This is a genomic window from Longimicrobium sp. (assembly GCA_036377595.1).
In the GTDB taxonomy this organism is placed as follows: Bacteria; Gemmatimonadota; Gemmatimonadetes; order Longimicrobiales; family Longimicrobiaceae; genus Longimicrobium.
The window spans coordinates 1-16,180 of record DASUYB010000143.1; the positions used below are offsets into that span (position 1 = coordinate 1).

Annotated in this window: 14 protein-coding genes, 3 tRNA genes and 1 other RNA gene; 10 read left to right on the top strand and 8 right to left on the bottom strand. The window is 72.9% G+C overall.

The window, feature by feature from the left end:
* Positions 1–988 precede the first annotated feature (988 nt).
* The 10 genes from VF092_25235 to VF092_25280 all read left to right on the top strand — a co-directional run bounded on the left by VF092_25235 (position 989) and on the right by VF092_25280 (position 6,597).
* Positions 989–1,072, top strand: a tRNA-Leu gene (locus tag VF092_25235).
* 36 nt (positions 1,073–1,108) lie between these two features.
* Positions 1,109–1,192, top strand: a tRNA-Leu gene (locus VF092_25240).
* A 22-nt stretch (positions 1,193–1,214) separates the two neighbouring features.
* Positions 1,215–1,603: RNase P RNA component class A (rnpB, locus tag VF092_25245), an RNA gene on the top strand.
* A 5-nt stretch (positions 1,604–1,608) separates the two neighbouring features.
* Positions 1,609–1,682, top strand: a tRNA-Arg gene (locus VF092_25250).
* A 165-nt stretch (positions 1,683–1,847) separates the two neighbouring features.
* Positions 1,848–2,933 (top strand): hypothetical protein, encoded by a 1,086-nt coding sequence (locus VF092_25255; protein HEX6750619.1) that lies wholly within the window; start codon positions 1,848–1,850, stop codon positions 2,931–2,933.
* A 110-nt stretch (positions 2,934–3,043) separates the two neighbouring features.
* Positions 3,044–4,045 (top strand): ornithine cyclodeaminase family protein, encoded by a 1,002-nt coding sequence (locus VF092_25260; GenBank protein ID HEX6750620.1) that lies wholly within the window; start codon positions 3,044–3,046, stop codon positions 4,043–4,045.
* A 58-nt stretch (positions 4,046–4,103) separates the two neighbouring features.
* Positions 4,104–5,078: a pyridoxal-phosphate dependent enzyme gene (locus tag VF092_25265; GenBank protein HEX6750621.1), complete on the top strand. Its 975-nt coding sequence runs from the start codon at positions 4,104–4,106 to the stop codon at positions 5,076–5,078.
* 225 nt (positions 5,079–5,303) lie between these two features.
* The gene (locus VF092_25270; protein HEX6750622.1) at positions 5,304–5,447 is read left to right on the top strand and encodes a hypothetical protein; all 144 of its coding nucleotides are present in this window, start codon (positions 5,304–5,306) and stop codon (positions 5,445–5,447) included.
* 78 nt (positions 5,448–5,525) lie between these two features.
* Positions 5,526–6,125 (top strand): nucleotidyltransferase domain-containing protein, encoded by a 600-nt coding sequence (locus tag VF092_25275; GenBank protein ID HEX6750623.1) that lies wholly within the window; start codon positions 5,526–5,528, stop codon positions 6,123–6,125.
* 148 nt (positions 6,126–6,273) lie between these two features.
* Positions 6,274–6,597 carry a hypothetical protein gene (locus VF092_25280; protein ID HEX6750624.1) on the top strand — a complete coding sequence of 108 codons (324 nt, stop codon included), beginning with the start codon at positions 6,274–6,276 and terminating at the stop codon, positions 6,595–6,597.
* A 101-nt stretch (positions 6,598–6,698) separates the two neighbouring features.
* Here VF092_25280 and VF092_25285 read toward each other — a convergent pair whose 3' ends face one another.
* The 8 genes from VF092_25285 to VF092_25320 all read right to left on the bottom strand — a co-directional run bounded on the left by VF092_25285 (position 6,699) and on the right by VF092_25320 (position 16,173).
* The gene (locus VF092_25285) at positions 6,699–7,877 is read right to left on the bottom strand and encodes a glycosyltransferase (GenBank protein HEX6750625.1); all 1,179 of its coding nucleotides are present in this window, start codon (positions 7,875–7,877) and stop codon (positions 6,699–6,701) included.
* Positions 7,874–9,064 carry a glycosyltransferase gene (locus VF092_25290; GenBank protein HEX6750626.1) on the bottom strand — a complete coding sequence of 397 codons (1,191 nt, stop codon included), beginning with the start codon at positions 9,062–9,064 and terminating at the stop codon, positions 7,874–7,876. Before VF092_25290 ends, VF092_25285 begins: the two co-directional genes overlap by 4 nt.
* Positions 9,064–10,002, bottom strand: a complete 939-nt coding sequence (locus VF092_25295) for a polysaccharide deacetylase family protein (GenBank protein HEX6750627.1) — start codon at positions 10,000–10,002, stop codon at positions 9,064–9,066. Before VF092_25295 ends, VF092_25290 begins: the two co-directional genes overlap by 1 nt.
* A 35-nt stretch (positions 10,003–10,037) precedes the next feature.
* Entirely contained in the window at positions 10,038–11,282 is a 1,245-nt protein-coding gene (locus VF092_25300) for a glycosyltransferase family 4 protein (GenBank protein ID HEX6750628.1), read from the bottom strand.
* Between the two features lie 17 nt (positions 11,283–11,299).
* The gene (locus tag VF092_25305; protein HEX6750629.1) at positions 11,300–12,811 is read right to left on the bottom strand and encodes an oligosaccharide flippase family protein; all 1,512 of its coding nucleotides are present in this window, start codon (positions 12,809–12,811) and stop codon (positions 11,300–11,302) included.
* Positions 12,808–13,707, bottom strand: coding sequence for a glucose-1-phosphate cytidylyltransferase (locus tag VF092_25310; protein HEX6750630.1), 900 nt, complete (start codon positions 13,705–13,707; stop codon positions 12,808–12,810). Before VF092_25310 ends, VF092_25305 begins: the two co-directional genes overlap by 4 nt.
* Positions 13,708–13,771: 64 nt before the next feature.
* The gene (locus VF092_25315) at positions 13,772–15,019 is read right to left on the bottom strand and encodes a CDP-glycerol glycerophosphotransferase family protein (protein HEX6750631.1); all 1,248 of its coding nucleotides are present in this window, start codon (positions 15,017–15,019) and stop codon (positions 13,772–13,774) included.
* Between the two features lie 335 nt (positions 15,020–15,354).
* Positions 15,355–16,173, bottom strand: a complete 819-nt coding sequence (locus VF092_25320; GenBank protein ID HEX6750632.1) for an FkbM family methyltransferase — start codon at positions 16,171–16,173, stop codon at positions 15,355–15,357.
* Positions 16,174–16,180 lie beyond the last annotated feature (7 nt).

Genomic DNA, 16,180 nt, shown 5'->3' on the forward strand with positions numbered 1-16,180 from the left:
CGTGCCTCCACAGTGCGGGCACGGCTCACTCTGCTTCGTGCGTTGGCGCGCCATCTCCCTCTCCAGGCTTGGGGAAGCCAGCGAAACCCAGGCGCGAGAAGCTATCTGTTCGATTCGTCCATGTCAAAGGGAGTCACTACCCACAGATCCTTCGGCCTGCAAGCTCCTGCGTCGACGCTGATTACGGTCTGACCGGCCTCAGGATGACGTCCTTTCGGGCGTGACGGAGATGCATTCCAAGGAGAGCCGATGACCATCGCTGGAGAAGCGCGACGAGGCGCTGGCCGTCGAGCGCATGCGCACGCACCTGGAAGGCGTCGAGGAGGTGCTGCGCCGGTGGAGCACCCGGTGACGTGAAGTGCTGCGTGCTGAGTGCTGAGTGGCGGCGCGGCCGGCGAACTCTTGCGCGGCCGCGGGCTGGCCCCCTCCCCCGGCCCCTCCCCCGCTGCGCAGGGGAGGGGAGAACTCAGCGCCGAGAAGGCGTTGGCGCCGAGAGCGAGCCACCCCGCCACGATCGCGGTGCACGTGAGTCTCGAGGTGCGGAATAAGTCTGAGCGGCAGACGGCACTAAACCCTCTCCCGTTATCGGGAGAGGGCGAGCGCTCTAAGGCGCGGGGTGAGGGTGCCTGCGGCCGCGCCAGTCGTGCCACGACGGATCTTGGTGGGGATGTACGCCTACGCCGCGGACGCCGGGCGATGAGGTACTTCACCAGGGGGCCGACAGATGGGGCGGTCCGCGCCGCGATGGACGGATCCGGCGCAGGACGGTCCGCCTCGGCGGGGGTTGACAGGGGAGATAGATTCGGGGACCGATCTGGCGGTGGAATCCGGCATTTCGCCGCGAAAAGTCCGGCGGGCCCTTTCGGAACATCAGGGAATTCGTTATTCTTAGGGCCTTCGTTGGTGCGCGCCCTCGGGTGCGCTTCGGCGGCGAGTACGGTAACCAGCCGCTCGCCGCTTGCAGTCGGTGCCGGTTGTGGACAGCCAAGCTCCTGTGGCGGAACTGGTAGACGCGCTAGATTCAGGATCTAGTGGGCGCAAGCCCGTGGAGGTTCGAGTCCTCTCGGGAGCACTGTCCGCGGCACGAACGCACCGGCTGGGTTGTGATGCCCAGGTGCTGAAACTGGTAGACAGGCCAGACTAAGGATCTGGTGCCTTAACCGGCGTGGAGGTTCGAGTCCTCTCCTGGGCACTGCCTGATTGAAAATACGGGTCGGGAGGCGAGTGAGGATCGCGGCGCGCCCTGAGCGCGTCGAGGAAAGTCCGAGCTCCGCAGGGCAGGGTGCCGGCTAACGGCCGGGCGCCGCAAGGCGACGGAAAGTGCCACAGAGAACAGACCGCCGATGGCCTCCGCTGGGGGCACAGGCAAGGGTGAAACGGTTGCGGTAAGAGCGCACCGCCCCGGCGGCAACGACGGGGGCAGGGCAAACCCCACCCGGAGCAAGGCCGAACAGGAACGAGGGGCGGCCCGCCCCGCGAAGGATCCAGGTCCTTCACAGTTCCGGGTAGGCCGCACGAGGCCGCCGGCAACGGCGGTCCCAGAGAAATGATCCTCGGCCCGGCAACGGGTCTACAGAACTCGGCTTATTCCGCCTCCCGCTCGACTGCGCGCCCGTAGCTCAGCTGGATAGAGCGCTAGCCTCCGGAGCTAGAGGTCACAGGTTCGAATCCTGTCGGGCGCACTGAACGACATCAGAACCCCCGCGGTTGCTGCACTTGCAGCGGTCGCGGGGGTTCCTGCGTTTGGGCCTTTTTCGCGGCGTTCATATATTCGTCATCCGATCAGCGGATTTTCAGCAAGAGGACTCCGACTCGACGAGGGTACAGCGGGCCGATCGAGGCCGGACGTGCGCCGCGGCCAGTCCCCGCAGCCGGCCTGCCCGCCGAAGCCCGGTGCCATCACCTTCACGCGCATCCCGGCGGTGGGCCTCCTGAACGACCTGCACCGCCCGCTCCTGCGGCTGCTGGACGAGCGGACGAGCTTCGGAGAGGTGAGAAGCGCGGCGCAAGCGCTGTATGCGCGGCTCGCGGACGCCGCGGGGCTGGACGCCGGCGCGGCCGACCCGCGCCGGGAAGGGACCGGCACCAGCGCCGGGCGCGCCATTTCGCCGGTGGAGGCCGCGCGCTGCGTCCTGGATTTCTGGCGCACGGCGGCGTTCCTGCGCGGCGTGCTCGCCGCGCTCGAGGCGGCGCGAGGGCGCTTCCGGGAGACGCTGGAGGTGGTCTACGCGGGGACCGGCCCCTTCGCAACGCTCCTGCTTCCGCTGCTTCCGAGCCTCGCGCCGCGGGGCCTGCGCGTCACCCTGATCGACCTGCACGGCCGGTCGACGGAGAGCGTGAGGCGGCTGGTGGCGGCGGTGGGCGTGGAGAGCACGGTGGCGGCGGTGGTGACCGCGGACGCCGCGAGGTACCGCCACGGCCGCGCCATCCATGTCGTCATCGCCGAGACGATGCAGCGGGCGCTGGAGAACGAGCCGCAGGTGGCGGTGTCGCGCAACCTGGCGGCGCAGCTCGCGCCGGGCGGAATCCTCGTCCCCGAGCGGGTTTCCGTACACCTGGGAACGTGGAGCATCGGGCAGCCCCGCGCGGGGCGGGAACGCCAGGTGGAACTGCTCCGGCTGCGCAGCAGCGTCGGGCGCGCGCCGCCGCGGATCCTCGGCGGCGGCCGGATGGTGACGGTCCCTCGCCCGCGCGGGAACGAGGGGCTTGCATTGCTCACCCGGGTGCGCGTGTTCGGCTGCCATCGCCTGGACGTGAACGACAGCGCGATCACCCTCCCGCGGGAGGTGCCGGCCCTCCTGGTTCACGCCGGCCGCCCGGTCCACGCGCGCTACGCCGTGGGGACACGGCCGGGCTTCACCTTTGCTCCCATGAGCGAGGGCGGCACGTCCCCATGGGCAGGGCATGACGGACGACCCGTCTGCATCGGGTGAGCTTTAGGAGATTCTACCGGGAGGCGGGCGGGAGAGTACCTGGAGCCGAAGATCACAGGTTCGAATCCTGTCCGGCGCACTCGCATCACCTCAGAGCCTCCGCCGACTCGATGGACGTCCTCGTACTCTCCCAGGCGCAGGTCCAGGCACTGCTTCCGATGCCCGACTGCATGGATGCCGTCGCCGGCGCATTGCGGGCGCTCTCCGCCGGCGACGCGCGGCTGCCGCTCCGCACCGTCGTGCCGCTTCCGGACGGCCGCGGCGTGTTCGGCGCGATGCCCGCCTGGGTCGGGGAGCCCGCGACGCTCGGGATCAAGGTGATCACCGTCTTTCCCGGGAACGAGGGGTCGCGGCTGGACTCCCACCAGGGGGCGGTGCTCCTCTTCGATCCCGAAGACGGCCGTCTGCTGGCGGTGCTCGACGCCAGCTCCATCACGGCCATACGCACCGCCGCCGCCTCGGGGGTCGCCACGCGGGCGCTGGCGCGCGAGGGCCCGGCCGACCTCGCGCTGCTGGGGGCGGGCGTTCAGGCGCTGACGCACCTGGAGGCGATGCGCGCGGCACGGCCGCTGGCGCGCATCCGCGTCTGGAGCCGCCGCGCCGAGCGGGCGCACGCCTTCGCCCGGACCGCGCGCGAGCGCCTGGGAGAGACGGCGGAGCCGGTCGAGCGGGCGGAAGACGCGGTGCGGGGTGCTTCGCTGGTGTGCACGGTCACCTCGTCCCGTGAGCCGGTGCTGCGCGGCGAGTGGCTGGCGCCGGGAGCGCACGTGAACGCGGTGGGCGCCAGCCAGCGGACGGCGCGCGAGCTCGACGCCGAGGCGGTGCGCCGGGCCCGGCTCTTCGTGGACCGGCGCGAGTCGGCGCTGGCCGAGGCCGGCGACTTCCTCCAGGCCCGCGACGAGGGCGTGGTGGGGGATGACCACATCGTCGCCGAGCTCGGCGAGGTCCTGCTCGGCCGCAGCCCGGGGCGGCGGTCGCCCGAGGAGATCACCCTCTTCAAGTCCGTGGGAGTGGCCGTGGAGGACCTCGCGGCCGCACGCCTGGTCTACGCGCGGGCGATGGCCGCCGGCACCGGGACGCGCCTCGAGCTGGGCGGCGAGCGCGGCGACTGAGAAAGGCGGCCGCACGTACGCCGCGGCACGGCCACGTTCGAACGTTCACGGAGGCAGCATGCCGGCAGCGGTCCACGAGCTCTCCGCCCCCACCCTCGACGAGGTGCGCGACGCGGCGCGGCAGCTGCGGGGTGTGGCGGTGCGCACGCCGCTGGTACGGCTCCACCTCCCGGCCGGTGCGCCCGAGGTGTGGCTGAAGCTCGAGAACCTGCAGCCGATCGGCTCGTTCAAGCTGCGCGGCGCCGGCAACGTGATGCTGAGCGCGCCGCGCGACCTGCTGCGGCGCGGCGTCTACACCGCCAGCGCCGGCAACATGGCACAGGGCGTGGCGTGGCTGGCGCGCGAGTTCGGCGTGCCCTGTACGGTGGTGGTCCCCGACCACGCCCCACAGGCCAAGCTGGCGGCCATCGAGCGGCTCGGCGGCCGCATGGTGAAGGTCCCGTTCGACCGCTGGTGGCAGGTGCTGGTGGAGCACGAGTACCCCGGCATCGAGGGGGTCTTCGTGCACCCGGTGTCGGATCGGGCGGTGATGGCCGGCAACGGCACCGTGGCGCTGGAGATCTTCGAGGACCTGCCGGACGCCGACGCGATCCTGGTCCCCTACGGCGGCGGCGGGCTGTCGGTGGGGATCGCCGCGGCCACGCGCGCGCTGCGGCCCGAGGCGAAGGTGTATGCCTGCGAGGTGGAGACGGCCGCGCCGCTGCGGGCCTCGCTGGCGGAGGGGAAAGCGGTGGCGTGCGAGTACGTCGCCAGCTTCGTGGACGGAATCGGGGGGAAGAGCGTGCTCACCGAGATCTGGCCGCTGGCCAGCACGCTGCTGTCGGGTGCGCTGACGGTCTCGCTCGAAGAGGTCGCGGCCGCGATCCGGCTGCTGGTGGAGCGGACCCGCGTGGTGGCGGAGGGAGCGGGCGCTGCTTCCGTCGCCGCGGCGCTCAAGGGTGTCGCGGACGCGCGGCGGGTCGTGTGCGTGGTCTCGGGCGGCAACATCGACCCGGCGAAGCTCGCCCGGATTCTCATGGGCGAGCTGCCCTAGACGGCAGATCAACCTCGAAGCCCCGCTGCGCTCCTGCAGCGGGGCTTTCTCGTGTCTGCGATTTTGCCCAATCGCCCTGTCCGGTGAAGTCGCGAAGACTCTACCAAAGGAGGAAGGAATGTCATTCCGAAGGCGCTGCGCCGCCCTGTCTTCCATGCCGAAGCCGTGGCGCCTGAGGAATCTGTGGCCGGCTTCCGAGCCACAGGCCGCCTGACGCTCGGATGCATGCCACAGATTCCGCCGCGCGCCTGGCGCGAGCTGTTCGGCTACACCTGGACGGACGCGGATTCGGCGCATGTCGCAATGGTCCAGGCGGCGCGGGCGCGGAAGATCGCCGCGCCTGCGAACACGTTGATTCTGTTGGGTTGACGGGAGATGCTCATTGATCCAAATTTTGGATCAAACCTTGATGCGAGGTGGTGATTGTCGCGAAAGCCAGTGAGGGGGATGGAGAGGAGTGGACTGAGCGAGCTGCTGGCTTCGGCGGCGCTGGCCCGTCTGGTGGTGCACTTCGCGCTGAATCCCGGGCGTATCGAGCACGTGCGCGCGCTCCAGCGCCGCTCCGGGCTCTCGATGAGCTCGCTGAACCGGGAGCTGAGACGGCTGGAGAGCCGCGGTCTCGTCGAGCGCGTCGATGCCGGAGGCCGGACGCTCTATCGCGCGGCGGATGCGCATCCTGCGTGGAAGACGCTTCGCCAGCTCGTCCGCGACTTCGCCGATCCCGCGGAAGTCGTCACCGAGGCGCTCGCGGGCATGCCGGGGATCGAGGCCGCGTTCGTCTTCGGCTCGTTCGCGCGTGGAGATGCGCGCGAGGACAGCGACGTGGACGTGCTGGTGGTCGGCGACGCCGCGGCCGCGGGCGACGTGGGCCGCCAGGCGGCGGAAGCATCCGTGCTGCTGGGCCGCCCCGTCGAGGTGCGCGCCTACACGCGCGAGAAGCTCAGGCGGCAGCTCGCGGCGGGCAATGCCGTGCTCCAGCGCATCCTCTCCGGCCCCAAGCGCTGGCTGGTGGGCGACGAGGACCATCTCGCGGAGGCTGCACAATGAACTCGCAACGCATCGAGCGGCTGATCGAGTCGCGTAGCTTGGAAGAGGTTCACGGGGACGATGCGGAGAGATTGCCGCGATCTGGGCCGCCGCGCTGCGCGAGTGGTCGGATGCATCCGTCGCGGGACTGAGCGTCGCGGGCGCGTTCATGCACGTGTACCAGGCGGCGTTCCGTGCGGCCTCCGCGCTGGTCCGCGCAGCGGGTTATCGCATTCGCGGGGCCGTGGGCGGCCATCACTACGCCACGTTCTATGCCGCCGGGGCGCTTGGGGACGACGATCTCGAGCGCGCCGCGGACGCGCTGCAGAACGTCCGGGGCGGGCGCCACGCCGCGCTGTACGGTGACGACGAAGAGTTGGAGCCGGAGGATCTCGAAGCAGCCCGCGAGCACGTTGCACGACTGCTCGCGCTCGTCCATTCCGCTTTAGTCGCTCAACGTCCGAGCTTGGCCGGACAACTCCATCCGCCCTGAGAAAAGACCTCGGAAAAGTTGGCTCGCGCAGAACAGCAGAGGCAGCGGAGAAATCACCTCTGCTGCCTCTGCTGCTCTGCGTGAGATCTGCTGTTTCGGATTTATCGCGTCCCGGGCAGCACCGCGCGGCGCGTCGGCTCCCACACGTGGTCGTCGGCGCCGCGGATCAGGCGCATGAGGGCGCCGACCGCCGCCAGGTTCCCCCACACCGCGAACGCCGGCATCGCCACGAGGCGCGGCATCGGCTTCTCCTCGGGCCACATCCACCCGACGCCGGCCAGCACGGCCACGGCGAGCCCCGCGCCCAGCAGCGCCGCGGCCCAGGCGTGCGACGGCGCAAGCGCGGCCAGCGCCACGGCTGCCGGCACCGCGGCGACGGGAACGGCCCAGCGGCACACCTTGTGGCTCCACAGCTTCAGCGCGAACCCGCCGTGGCGCAGCGGGTTCAGCAGCCCGCGCCTGTACACCAGCGTCTCCATCCCGCGGCTGATCGTGCGCAGCTTGCGGCGGTACTCGCGGCGGAGCGACCCCGTGCGCGGCACCGTGCACAGCGCGTCGGCCGCCGACACGGCGCGGAAGCCGTGGTCGCGCGCGGTCAGCGGCGCGGCGAAGTCGCGGCTCAGGTGCGCGGGGAAGGGCACGCCGTGGAGGCCGATGCGGATGGCGTACAGGCATCCCGACGCGCCCACGATCCCGCCGAGCCGCGTCTCCAGGTCGCGGATCGTCATCTCCATCCCCACGTACCCCGTCTCCGCCACGTTCGCGTTCCCCTCCTCGGCCACGCTCACGTCGCGCCCCGACGCCACGCCCACCGACGGGTCGCCGAAGCGCCGCGCGAGCGCCATCAGCGCGCCGGGATGGACGCGGATCGACGCGTCGGTGTTCACCACCACCTCGCCGCGCAGGTGGGGGATGGCGGCGTTCTCGGCCGCCGTCTTCCCGCTGCGCGCCGGCATCCGCAGCAGCTCCACGCCGCGCTCCGCGTAGCCCTCCACCAGCGCGTCGGTGCCGTCGGTCGACGCGTCGGAGATCACCAGCACCTGCAGCCGCTCGCGCGGATAGTCGCACGCCAGCAGCGCGTCCAGCGCGCCGGGGAGCTGCGCCTCCTCGTTGTACGCGGGAAGGCTGACGCTGAGCAGCGGCCACTCCGCGGGATCAGCCGGCGGCGGCGGGGCGGGGCGGACGATCGCGATCGTTCGAAGCGCGAGCGGATACAGCGCGTACGCGTAGACGGCGAGCGCGAGCGGGAGGGCGGCCAGGGCGCAGGCGAGCAGGGTCATCGGCTACGCGCGCGGGAGAGGGCGCGCCGGTAGAGGGTGTCGTGGGCATCGAGCCACGGGCCGGGCGCATACGCCGTCTCGATGCGCTCGCGCGCGCGGCGAGCGCGGTCGGCGGCACCGGCGGGGTCGCCGTACACGGCCTGGATGGCCGCGGCCAGCGCGTCGGGGCGCTCGGGGGGGACGAGCATCGCCGAGGAGGGCGAGACCACGTCGGGGACGCCGCCCACTGCCGCGGCCACGATCGGCGCGCCGGCGAACGCGGCCTCGAACAGCGTTACCGGCGTTCCCTCGGTGCGCGAGCTGAGCACCCACGCGTCGAACGCCGCCATCCACCGCCCGGCGCCGGCCACCGGTCCGCGCCAGTCGATCCGCCCCGCGACGCACAGCCGCTCCGCCCGCGCGGCCACCGCGCCGCGCTCGGGGCCGTCGCCGAGGACGACGAGCCGGATCGGGAGATCGGCCAGGTGCGGGAGCGCGTCCACCAGCACGTCGAGCCCCTTCTCCCGCGATACTCGGCCGACCCAGCCCAGCGCGAACACGCCGCCGCCGAGCCCCAGTTCGCGGCGGGCCTCGTCGCGCGCGAGCGGCGGCGCGCCCGGCGTCCATGCGTTGGCGATCACGCGCAGGCGGTCGGCGCGCACGCCGCGGCGCTCCAACTCCATCCCCATCCGCCGCGAGACCGCGACGACGGCGTCGAAGCGGCGCAGCGCCCGGCGCTGGAGCCACTCGTACACCCGGTTCTTCCAATCCCCACCCGTAAAGCCGTGCACGGTGGAGAGGGTGGGGATGCCCAGCCCGCGCGCCGCGGCGCCGTGCAGCACGTCCGCACGGTAGCCGTGGGTGTGGACGACGTCCGGCCGCAGCCGCGCGAGCAGCGCCCGCACCGCCGCGCGCTCGCGGCGATAGGCGCGCGCGGGGGGATCGACCACGTGCACGGAGACGCCGGTCTCCGTGAGCGCGGCGAGGAGCGGGTGCCCGTCCGCCGCGCCGGGATCCAGGATCGCCGCGAGATGGACGCGGTGTCCGCGCGCGGCCTGCCCGCCGGCCAGCATCTCCACCACCCGCTCCAGCCCGCCGAAGCGCGCCGGCGCGGCGAGGTGGACGATCGTGAGCGGGCGTCCGTCGTCCGTCGCGGCATCGGCGGCGCCGGGAGATCCGGGCGCGGCGGCGAGCGATTCGGCGAGCATCATCCCCTCCGCACCCCGGCGATGCGCAGCCGGAAGCCCTCGTCCGACACCCCCGCCGCCACGTTCAGCCGCGGCAGCGCGAACGGCCGCGTCCGCGCGACGGAGGGGACGAACGCGCCGCCGTCCACGCGGAACGCGCCCGTGTAGCCGGCGCGCGCCACCGCGTCCTCCACCGCGGCCGAGGTGTGGCCGTAGGGATAGGCGAGCCAGGGAAGCCCGTTCGCGAAGCGCTCGCGCAGCCAGGCGAGCGGCCGCGCGAGCTCCATCTCCAGCTCGTCGGGAGATAGCGCGGGGAGGCTGGTGTGGCTCCAGCCGTGCGGCGCCAGCGTGATTCCCGGCCGGCCGGCGGCGGCGCGCAGCTCGTCTTCCGTCGCGATATGCTGGTGCGCGGGGACGTCGTGGCGCGCGAGCCCGGCGGAGCTACCCCACGCGCGGACGTCGTCCGGGCGCCCGCCGAGCACGTCCAGCGCATGTTCGCGGACCGATGGATCGAGCCCGTCCGCCCCCGCCAGCTCGTCCCACCACGGCGCGGTGCCGAGCAGCCCGGGGGCGACGAAGATCGTGGCCGGGAGGCCGCGCGTCTCCAGCTCGTCCACCCCCGCCGTCACCGCGCCCAGGCACGCGTCGTCGAAGGTGATGACGGCGCGCGGGCGGTCGTCACCCGTGCGCTCGAAGGCCTGGGCGAGCGGGACGACGTGGTGTGTCCTGGCCAGCGCGTCGAGCTGCCGTGCGAAGGCGTCACGCGGGAGATGCAGGCTCGCGTCCCCGTGCACCCGCTCCCCGGCGGGGACGACGTTGTGCCAGGCGAGCACCAGCAGCCCCCGCGGCCGCAGCGCCAGCGCCAGGCGGTCGACCTGCGCGGCGGAGAGGGTGCGCTCGGCCACGCGCTTGATCACCGCGCGCAGCGGCGAGACGGGGCGGGCCTCGGCGCTACCCACGGGCGCCCTCCGCGCGGCTTGCGTCCCCGCGCCGCTCACGCATGCGACACCTCCGCCACCGGCGCCGCGGCCACGCGCCCGGCCAGGACCGACGCGTACACCGCCACCACCGCCGCCGCGCTGGCCTCGGGGCGGAAGCGCTCGCGCGCCTTGGCCCGCGCCGCATCCCCCAGCCGCGCGCGGAGATCCGCGTCCCGCGCCAGCCGCAGCATCGCCGCGGCCAGCACCGGGACGTCGCCCGGGGGGACGAGCACGCCGTCGATCCCGTCCGCCACCACCTCGCGCGGGCCGCCCGCGTCCGCCGCGATCACCGCGCGCCCGGCCGCCATCGCCTCGGGCACCACCATCCCGAAGGGCTCGGGGGTGATGGAGGCGTGCACCACCACGTCGAGCGCCGCGTAGCACGCCTCCACCTCCGCGCGGTATCCGGCGAAGGTGAAGCGGTGGGCGAAGGGCGATGTGGCGACGAGCGCGCGAATCGCGTCGAGGTAGCCGCGCGCGCCGTCCGACTCGTCGCCGACGACGACGGCGTGGAGCGAGGGCTCGTCCGCCATCGCGGCCAGCGCGGCGCGGGCGAACTCCATCTGCCCCTTCCAGGGGATCACGCGGCCGACGATTCCCACCGCTACCGCGCCGGGCGCGATCCCCCACTCCGCGCGCACGGCGTCGCGGCGCGATGCGGCGGCCTCGATCCGCTCCGCGTCGACCGGGTCGTGGACGATGGTGATCCGGTCGCGCGCGAGCAGCCCGTCCAGCGCCTCGGCCACGGCGCCGGAGACGGCGATCACCCGCGCCACGGGCCGCATCGCCCAGCGCATCGCGCGGCTGCGGTCCGCGTGGAAGTCGCGCGCGTGCACGACGCAGGGGACGCCCGTCACTCGCGACGCAAGCAGCGCCTCGGGCGGGGTGAAGCCGTTGTTCAGGTGGAGGAGATCGATCCGCTCGCGCCGCAGGAGCCAGGCGAGCCGCGCGGCGTTCTTCGCCGTGACCGCGAGGTCCGCCGCGGCCAGCGCCTTGAAGGCGACCCAGCGGAGCGCGCCGGTCCCCACGCGTGCCTCGATCGCGGCGCGCAGCCGGCCCAGCGAGCGGTAGTTCATCACCCGGCGCAGGGAGCGGACGCGGCGGCCCGCCAGCCAGGTGCGCACGATCTCCGCGTCCTGGCTGGTGACGACCTGCACGTCGTGGCCGCGCAGCGCGCCGAGCGTCAGCGACAGGCTCTTGATCGCGCCGCCGAACCCGAGGCTGTAGTCCACGCAGAGGACGCGGGGGGCGGGGCTCATCTCCGCACCGCGGGCGGTCACACCAGCCCCGGCTGGCGCCCGGCGTCGGCCGGGTAGGCCGGGCGCGCACGGCGGCGCAGGAAGCCGCGGAGCGCCGCCTTCGCCCCCGCGTCGAGCACCTGCCACCCCACCACCAGCGTCGCCAGGGCCAGCAGCAGACCGAAGGCCAGCGAGGCGCGCAGGCTGGACGGCGTCACCAGCAGCCGCGCCGCCGACACGCCCAGGAACAGCATCACCAGCACGGACACCCGCGCCCACGGATAGTGGATGCGGTAGGCCGCCTGCGAGAAGGCGTAGGTCAGCCCGAAGCGCAGCACGTACGCGCCGATGGTGGCCCAGGCGGCGCCCATCATCCCGAAGCGGGGGATGAGCAGCGCGTTCAGCAGGAGGGTGACGGCCACGCTGGCCACCGACACCCACGCCAGCACCCCCGTCCGGCTGCGCAGGTACAGCCCCACGCAGGCGTACGCCGCCCACTGCTGCAGGATGGTGGCGACCAGGATCAGCGGCACCACCCGGTGCGCCGGGAGGAACTCGGGCGCCGCCATCACCGCCAGCACGTCGCGGATCACCGCCGTCATCAGCGCGGCGCCGCCCACCAGCACCAGGGAATAGTAGAGGAACATCCGCCGGTACACCTCGCCCGCGTCGGGGCGCCGGGCCACCTCGAAGCGCCGCGGCTCCCACACCTGGCTGAAGGGGACCACGGTGAGGGTGGAGAGGACGAAGGAGAAGCGGTAGGCCAGCGCGTACACCCCCACCGACGCGGTGTCGGTGAACCAGTTCAGGAAGTAGCGGTCGGAGAAGGTCAGCACGAAGCTCCCCAGCGACACCACGATCAGCGGCGCGCCGAAGCGGGCCAGCTGCCGGAAGCGGGGGAGCGAGAAGGCGACGCCCACGTGGCGCACCGTGTAGGCGCCGAGCGCCAGCGCGGAGGCCCCCGACACCAGCGCGTTGCCGAGCATCACCCCCTCCAGCCCCATCCCGCGGAACACCAGGAACCAGATGTTCAGCGACAGCTGCGCCACCAGCGTGGCCAGGTTGGCGGCCACGAACAGCACCGAGCGCTCGCGGATGCGCATCAGCAGCAGCCCGGGCGCTGCGGCCGACTGGAAGAAGTAGATCAGGAAGAAGATGCGGAAGTACTGCGGATCGGACGCGCCCCTGAACACCAGCTGGTTGAGCGGCCCGGCCAGCGCCATCCCGGCGAGCGCGGTGACCAGGGCCAGCGCGGTGCTCCCCAGCGCGGCCGTGGCCAGCAGCTTCCGCCGGTCGGCTTCGCCGGAGAGCTCGGAGTAGAACTTGAACACGCCCGAGGCCAGCCCCACCCCCGCGATCATGGCGATCACGTCGATGGTCATCCCCAGCAGCTCCAGCACGCCGTAGTCCGCGGTGGACAGGAAGCGCGTGTAGACGGGGAGCATGAGGAAGCTGGCCAGCTTCCCCAGCATCAGCCCGGCGCCGTAGACCAGCGTGTGCCGCCCGACGGTCCTGAACTCGCTCTGCGCGGGCGCGGCGGACTCGCTCACGGCGCCGCCGCGGGCACGGGGCGGCGCACCTCGGCGCGCGGCGCCAGCGACGCCGGGTCGAGCTGGTGCGCGGGCACGAAGGGCGGGGGCGCGTCGCTCCAGGTCTTCCACGGCGCGTCGCCCGCCTTCCACAGGCGGTTCAGGTCGATCACGTCCTTCATGGTGTCCATCGACTTCCAGAACCCGTCGTGGGGATAGATCCCCAGCTCGCGGTCGGCCACCAGCCGGTTCAGCGGGCGGTCCAGCTCCTCGTCGTCGCCGCCGAAGTAGGCCAGCGCCTCGCGGCTGAACACGAAGAACCCGCCGTTGATGCGCCCGCCCAGCAGCGGCTTCTCGCGGAACTCGGTCACCGCGCCGTCCTCGGTCTCCACCACCCCGAAGGGCGAGGGGAGGGGCACGCCCACCAGCGTGGCCGCCCGCCCGCTGGCGCGGTGGAAGTCGACCACGCGGGGGATGGGGACGTCGGAGACGCCGTCGCCGTAGGTGGCCAGGAAAAGCTCCTCGCGCACGTAGCGCCCCGCGCGCGCGATCCGCCCGCCGGTCATGGTGTCCTGCCCCGTCCAGGCGAAGGTGATGCGCCACCCCTGCTCGTCGCCGCCGGGCTCGTGGTGGAACACGCGCTCGCCGCGCCCGTCCAGCGTCAGCGTGTAGTCGCAGCTCAGCCGGAAGTAGTTCTCGAAGTAGTCGGCGATCATCTCGCCCTTGTAGCCCAGCGCCAGCACGAAGTCGCGATACCCGTAGCGCGAGTAGTGCTTCATGATGTGCCACAGGATCGGCCGTCCGCCGATCTCCACCAGCGCCTTGGGGCGGAACTCGGTCTCCTCGCGCAGGCGCATCCCCGTGCCGCCGCAGAGGATGATGACCTTGTAGGGCGATCGTTCGACGGGTGTGGTCACGGGATGCGTCCTCGGCTGGAATCGGGTGCCGGCGCCCGCGGTCGGGCGGCCGGCGCGGATGAAGTCAGGCGGCCGTTGCCGCCGGCGCCGTGGCGGGGACGCGCTCGGCGTCCGGCTGCGGCGCCGCCCCGGCCAGCGCGCGGATGCGGTCGGCCACCGCCTGCGCGGAATCGTCCGGGTGCGCGTGGAAGAGCGCGTTCGCGTGCGCGCGCCGCTCCGCGTGCAGCGCGGGGCGGGCGAGCGCCTGCTCCAGGTGCACCAGCAGCTCGGCGAAGGTCTCGGGCGCCGGGCCGCCGAACGCCTCGTCCAGGTCGTACAGGAAGCCGCGCTCGCCCTGGTACTCGGCCCGGTCGTACACGAAGTGGATCACCGGCCGGTCGAGGAGGAGGAAGTCGATGTAGATGCTGGAGTAGTCGGTCACCAGCACGTCGGCCACGCGCAGCGCCATGGCCACGTCGGGCAGCTCGTTCACCTGGATGAACGCGCCCGAGCCGTACTCGCGGGTGTAGGCGGCGTGCTCGCGCACGTTCGAGTGCCCGCGGATCCCCAGCACCGCGCCGTGCGCCGCCAGCAGCTCCTCCAGCGCCGCCGTCTCGCCGGCGGTGAAGGCGTAGTGGGTGCGCCCGGCCCTGCGCCAGGTGGGCGCGTACAGCACCAGCCGCCGCCCGGCCACCTCGCGCCGCAGCCCCTCCAGCATCCGCCGGTAGTCGGCGGGGAGCCGCTCCTCGGGCTCCACGATGAAGTCGTTGCGGGGGAGCCCGGTCAGCCACACGCGCTCCGCCGGCACGGGCGCGTAGGCCTGCGCCATGATCTCGCGGTCGCGCTCCGACGAGCAGAGGGTGGCGGCGTAGCGCGGCGTCTCGCGGGCCCACCAGTCCTCGCCCGGCGCCATGCGGCAGATCCGCCGCAGCGCCACCCCGTGCGAGAGCTGCACGATGCGGTGCTTGGCGGTCAGGAAGCGGCTGTAGCTGCACATGTTGCGCAGGCTGTAGCCGATCACCACCACCGCGGCGCGGGCCATCCAGTACATCCCCCGCGGCGACCCGGCGTCGACGATGTGCACGTTCGCGCCCTCGACCGGCCGCACCGGCGCGACGCCGCCCCGGGTGAGCACCACCTTGCGGATCGACGGGTCGTCCTTCACCCGCTCGAACACCGCGCGCGGGTTGTCGAGGGTGTGGGGATAGGTTCCCCAGGTGCAGAAGCACCAGGTGGAGCGGTCGACGGGGAGAAGCCGCTCCATCGGCACGAACATGGCGGCGCGCGCCCATTCCACCACGCCCGCGCCCGCGCGCCGCACGGCCTTCGGCATCCAGTTCATCATCGCGTGGCCGATCCCATCGGATGGAAGGCCGCGGTCCGGTCCGTCCCGGCGCTGGGCGCGGGAGGGCGGAGACTGCGGCGGCCGTTCGTCATTGTGCGGTGAGCGTGGGAGGGAGAAGAAAGCATTCCCGGCGTGGTGCCCGTCCGGCTGGAGCGGCAGACGGACTGTTCAATCGCCGTGCCTCCGGGTGGTGATCTCCAAGTTGTTGTCGTATGGGGATTTATCCTCCGGGCGAAGCGGCTTCGCGTGCGGGCGGGGCGCGGGGGGTGTTGCGCGGATGCAACACCACGCCGTCCGCCCGTCCGGCGAGGGAGCCCGCGGCCTCAGGCGGCCGCGTCGCCTGAAGCTCCGGGCGAGTCCTCGCGGGGACGTGTCAGGAGCACGACGAAGGTCTCCCGCGCCTCGCGCAGCACCGTCGCCTCGCCGAGCCCCGCGTCGCGCATCAGCGCCAGGCAGCGGTCGGTGTCGCAGAGCCCGGGGTGCAGCTCGACCACCACCGTGCCGACCCGGCCCAGCAGCGCGCCGTAGCTCTCGGCGAAGCGCTCCTCCGAGCCCTCGATGTCGCATTTCAGCAGGTCGATCGGCTCGCCGGCGGGAAGGAGCGCGTCCAGATCGACGAACGCCACCTCCGTTCCCGTCCCGTCGGCGGCCAGCCCGTTCTGGGGATGGAAGTCGCCCTCGCGCAGCCGCGCGCTGCCGCTCCGCTCCCCCGCCAGGCCGTGCACCAGCCGCACCTGCTCGTGCAGCCCGTTGGCCTCCACCACGCGCTGCGCGGCCTCGCGGCTCAAGCCCGGGCTTCCCTCCACCATGGTCACGTGGAACGGCCGCTCCGGCGACGCCAGCCGCAGCCGGTGAACCAGGCGCAGGGTGAAGTATCCCACGTTGGCCCCCAGGTCCAGCACCCGCAGCGGCGCGCCGGCGGGCGCGCGGCCCAGCGCGGTGTCGATGGCCAGGTCGTACTCGCCGTCGACGAAGATCTCGTTGTACAGGTACCAGTCGGCGGCGCCGCGCACCCACAGGGTGAGGCCGGACTGCAGCCGCCACTGCAGGTCCAGCTCGTCGAGGCCCGCCGCCCGGCGGATGCGCGAGCGGATGGCGCGGGGCACGACCGCGTGGTAGGCGCTGCGGAGGGGGGTGCGCATGGGAACG

Excerpts from the sequence above, each read along its gene's own strand:
- VF092_25260 (HEX6750620.1), top strand. The coding sequence starts at position 3,044 with ATGGACGTCCTCGTACTCTCCCAGGCGCAGGTCCAGGCACTGCTTCCG.
- VF092_25265 (HEX6750621.1), top strand. The coding sequence starts at position 4,104 with ATGCCGGCAGCGGTCCACGAGCTCTCCGCCCCCACCCTCGACGAGGTG.
- VF092_25270 (HEX6750622.1), top strand. The coding sequence starts at position 5,304 with ATGCCACAGATTCCGCCGCGCGCCTGGCGCGAGCTGTTCGGCTACACC.
- VF092_25275 (HEX6750623.1), top strand. The coding sequence starts at position 5,526 with ATGGAGAGGAGTGGACTGAGCGAGCTGCTGGCTTCGGCGGCGCTGGCC.
- VF092_25280 (HEX6750624.1), top strand. The coding sequence starts at position 6,274 with ATGCACGTGTACCAGGCGGCGTTCCGTGCGGCCTCCGCGCTGGTCCGC.
- VF092_25285 (HEX6750625.1), bottom strand. The coding sequence starts at position 7,877 with ATGACCCTGCTCGCCTGCGCCCTGGCCGCCCTCCCGCTCGCGCTCGCC.
- VF092_25290 (HEX6750626.1), bottom strand. The coding sequence starts at position 9,064 with ATGCTCGCCGAATCGCTCGCCGCCGCGCCCGGATCTCCCGGCGCCGCC.
- VF092_25300 (HEX6750628.1), bottom strand. The coding sequence starts at position 11,282 with ATGAGCCCCGCCCCCCGCGTCCTCTGCGTGGACTACAGCCTCGGGTTC.
- VF092_25315 (HEX6750631.1), bottom strand. The coding sequence starts at position 15,019 with ATGCCGAAGGCCGTGCGGCGCGCGGGCGCGGGCGTGGTGGAATGGGCG.
- VF092_25320 (HEX6750632.1), bottom strand. The coding sequence starts at position 16,173 with ATGCGCACCCCCCTCCGCAGCGCCTACCACGCGGTCGTGCCCCGCGCC.